The organism is Candidatus Tokpelaia sp., assembly GCF_008636115.1.
GTDB lineage: Bacteria > Pseudomonadota > Alphaproteobacteria > Rhizobiales > Rhizobiaceae > QLZD01.
On the sequence record NZ_QLZD01000035.1, the window covers coordinates 1 to 4,187 of the forward strand.

Annotated in this window: 2 protein-coding genes; one reads left to right on the plus strand and one right to left on the minus strand. The window is 55.8% G+C overall.

The genetic code is table 11. The features are described 5' to 3' along the window. Nucleotides 1–684 precede the first annotated feature (684 nt). A complete protein-coding gene (locus DPQ22_RS07835; protein WP_150214877.1) occupies nucleotides 685–1,833 on the minus strand; it encodes a 2'-deoxycytidine 5'-triphosphate deaminase in 1,149 nt (382 codons plus the stop codon). A gap of 197 nt (nucleotides 1,834–2,030) precedes the next feature. Here DPQ22_RS07835 and mutL point away from each other — a divergent pair, with 197 nt between their 5' ends. Then, entirely contained in the window at nucleotides 2,031–4,091 is a 2,061-nt protein-coding gene (gene mutL, locus DPQ22_RS07840) for a DNA mismatch repair endonuclease MutL (protein WP_150214880.1), read from the plus strand. Nucleotides 4,092–4,187 lie beyond the last annotated feature (96 nt).

Consider the following 4,187-nt stretch of genomic DNA (forward strand, 5'->3'; position numbering starts at 1 on the left):
GTGAGCCGTGAGCCGTGAGCCGTGAGCCGTGAGCCGTGAGCCGTGAGCCGTGAGCCGTGAGCCGTGAGCCGTGAGCCAGAATTAGAACATTTTCACCGCCGGGAAAAGCTTTTTTTCAACCAAAAACCGCTTTTCACCATAGTTTGCGGCAGAATTTTCCTGCCGGCAGACTTAATCTGCCCCCAGGCTGCGGCGGCAAAGGCCAGGCTGCACCCCATATTTACCAGCCGCCGGCTGAGCGGCGTGTATAGCTGCCCAAATCGGCGCATAATATACGCAAAATCGCCGCCGTGCGCAGCGCAAATGCCGGTGCAACCGAAAAACAGTTAACGGCATTTTTTGGCTGGCGGTCTAGAGCAATGCCATCGCTTTATACGCGTTCTGCAAATCGCAAAAAATGGCGGCAGAGTCCATTGAAATGCTTCATTGGGAGAATGAAAATTGAACCTCTTTGCCCTAACCGACTTTTCTTCTGCCCTAACCCAAAAAATAGACGAATAAAATCAGCATGTTATTGAAGATGCTTTCGGTGTTGTCAGTAAAGACAAATGCGGTCAAGCCGCAACGCGTTAAATCCGCTATAGCTAATCAGAAAATGCGGTCAAGCCGCAACGTTCTTATTACCGTTAGTATTATAGCCAATCAGACAAAGGCAGCCAGGCTGCCGCCCCAATCTGCCCGCTCTCAAGCTTTAAAATGCTTGGATAATTTCAGTTTTTGCGCCTGATAATGCGATTTTACCCCCGCGCCATAGAGTTTTTCAGGCCGGGCCAGCATTGGCTCATAAATCAGCCGGCCGATAATCTGCCCATGTTCCAGGATAAACGGCACTTCATGGCTGCGCACTTCCAGCACGGCGCGCGCGCCGGCGCCCCCGGCGAGGGTGTGGCCGAAACCGGGGTCAAAAAAACCGGCATAATGGACGCGAAACTCCCCCACCAGCGGGTCAAAAGGCCGCATTTCCGCCGCATAAAGCGGCGGCACATGCACGGCTTCGCGTGAGGCAAGAATATAAAATTCATTCGGATCCAGCACTATCTGCCCGCTGCCGCGATTATAAATCGGCTCCCAGAAATCTTCCACCGCACAGGCCGCCGGTTTATCAACATCAATTACCGGGCAGAGCCTTTTGCTGCGATAGCCGATAAGCCGCCCGGCCCGGCCGCCGGCAGAGCCTTGCAAATCGACCGAAAGTGCAATACCGGCGCTGCTAATATCAGGAATTTTGTCAGAAACAAGCTGCTCCCGGCTCTGCAAGGCGCGCAGGGCAGCACTATCCAGCGGAGTCAGGCCGCTTTGCAAACCGCAGGAGCGCGCGGAGCGTGCAAACCGCATTTGCGCCAGACGCGAGCCGCTGCGCACCAGAATGGGAAAGCTGCGCGGGCTGATTTCCAGATAAAGCGGGCCGTGATAGGCTGGAGGGATTTTGTCAAATTCACGCACGCCATCGGCAATAATGCGGGTAAAAACATCAAGCCGCCCGGTCGAGCTTTTGGGGTTGGCGGCGGCAGACACATCTGCCGGCAGCGCCAGCTCTTCCAGCAGGCAGACAAGATAAACGCAGCCGGTTTCGAGCACAGCGCCGGCCTGTAAATCAATTTCATGCAGCTTGACCTGCTCCAGCCGGTCGGCGACAGTTTTTCCTGCTCCGGGTAAAAAAGAGGCACGCAAGCGCCAGGCCCTGGTGCCCAGGCGCAAATCCAGGCTGGCGGGCTGGAGCTGATTATCATCAAAGGACAGAGCAGCCTTAACTGCCCCGCTCTCTATTAAAGCGGCAATATAAGTATCGGGGAAAATGCCGTTTGCGGCCGCAGCAGATCCCGCTGCCGGCATGGCGCCGGCACCCGCATTCGCGATTGGGAAAACACACATAACAGCCCCAAACCTCACTTTGAAATCTCTTATATAGTCATAGCCCACAGGCGCGGCATAAGCAATATATTTCGTCTTGCGGAGCGCAGGCCCTGTTTCATTTGGGATAAGCAAAACTTGCTCTTCAACCGCATGGCTGAATAGGCTAAGCTTGATTTATGAACATACACCGCCTGAAAGACACAATTATCAACCGCATTGCCGCCGGCGAAGTGGTGGAGCGCCCCGCCAGCGTGGTCAAAGAGCTGGTAGAAAATGCTATTGACGCCGGCGCCGACCGGATAGAAATCACCACTGCCGGCGGCGGCAAAAACCTTATCCGCGTGCATGATAATGGCAGCGGCATTGCCGCCAATGAGCTGGAGCTGGCCGTATCACGCCACTGCACCTCCAAAATGGCCGATAATATTCACGATATTCGCTCTCTGGGCTTTCGCGGTGAGGCCTTACCCTCTATTGCTTCTGTTGCGCATTTGCGGCTGGCCTCACGCGCCGGAGAAAGCACGGCCGGAGCAGAAATCACTGTGGCGGGCGGCAGAAGAGCGCCGGTGCGGCCGGCAGCGATACAAAGCGGCACAGTGGTGGAAGTGCGTGACCTGTTTTACGCCACCCCGGCGCGGCTGAAATTTTTAAAAAGCGACCAGGCGGAAGCCGCAGCCATTAGCGATAATGTCAAACGCCTTGCCATTGCTTTTCCGCATATTCGCTTCAGCCTTTCAGGCACGGAGCGCCTGATAATTGACCTGCCTGCCGCACCGCTATTTGCTGCCGCGGCCCAGGCGGCGGCAAAGCCTGAGGCTGAACCGGGCAATGAAGAAGATATTGCCCGGGCGCAAGCCTATCACAGCCGGCTGATACAAATTCTCGGCCGGGATTTTGCCGAAAATAGTGTTGGGCTTAATGCGCGGCGTGAAAATGTGCATATTTTCGGTTTTATCGGCATTCCTTCCTATCATCGCGGCAATGCTCTGCACCAGTTTGCCTATGTTAATGGCCGCCCGGTGCGTGATAAAATCATCAGCGCTGCCTTGCGCGCCGCTTATGCCGATATGCTGCCCGCCGGCCGCCATGCTGTGGCCGCCCTGTTTTTGCAGCTTGACCCCGCTCATGTAGATGTTAATGTCCACCCGGCCAAAGCCGATGTGCGCTTTCGCGATGCCGGCCTGATACGCGGCCTGATTATCGGCGCTATTCGTCAGGTGCTGGAGCAGGCAGGCGCCCGCCCCGCCACCACAGCGGCGGCAGCTTTGATAAAGGCGGCAGAGGCCAACAGGCAGGCAGGCAATAAAACAGCGTATCAAGCATATGAGGCTGCGTATTATCGCGACCGGCAGAGTGAGACTGCGCCCTTTATTAAAGCGGGGAATAAGGCTCCAGTCGCCTTTGCTGCTGCTTCGGGCGCTTATCCTGCCGGCCGAGGGCGGATAACCGGTTTTGCTGAAGATCCGGCTCCCTGGCATGAAACCGAAGATGAAATAGTGCCGGCACCGGCGGCGCCCCTGCTGACAGATAATAAAGCCTCCGCCCCCGCCTTGCCGGGAATGTGGCCGCAACCTTTCCCGCCGGCGGCCGATTTTCGCCTGCCGGAAGATAATCAGGACGAAGCAGAAGCCGATGAACAGCACGCAGCAATGGCGCAATTTCCCTTAGGCGCGGCAAAGGCGCAAATTCACCAGAATTATATTATTGCCCAGACAGAAAACAGTTTGATTATTGTTGATCAGCACGCCGCCCATGAAAGGCTGGTTTATGAGGCGCTGAAGCAAGCGCTTTATGCCGAGCCTTTGGCCTCACAAATGCTGCTTATCCCCGAAATTATTGAGCTGCCGCCTGAAGATATTGCCCGCCTGCTCTCCCATGCCGAATTTTTGCAAAAATTCGGCCTTGTATTTGAGCCTTTTGGCAATCATGCGCTGGCCGTGCGGGAAACGCCGGCTTTATTAGGGCAGATAAATGTGCAAAAGCTTATGCGCGATCTGGCTGATGAAGCAGCGGAGCATGATACTGCCGGCGGCCTGAAAGACCGGCTGGATTATGTTGCCGCCACTATGGCCTGCCACGGCTCAGTGCGCTCCGGGCGGCGGCTAAAACCGCAGGAAATGAACGCTTTGCTGCGGCAAATGGAGCAAGTGCCGCAATCCGGCACTTGCAATCACGGCCGCCCCACCTTTATTGAGCTGAAGCTAACCGATATTGAAAAGCTCTTCGCCAGAAGATAAAGAGCAAGCGCCGGGGCAGCCGTGTTTCTTTCCTGTTTTGGGTCGCAAGCGCCCAAAACTGCCGCCCCACCTTTATTGAGCTGAAGCTAACCGATA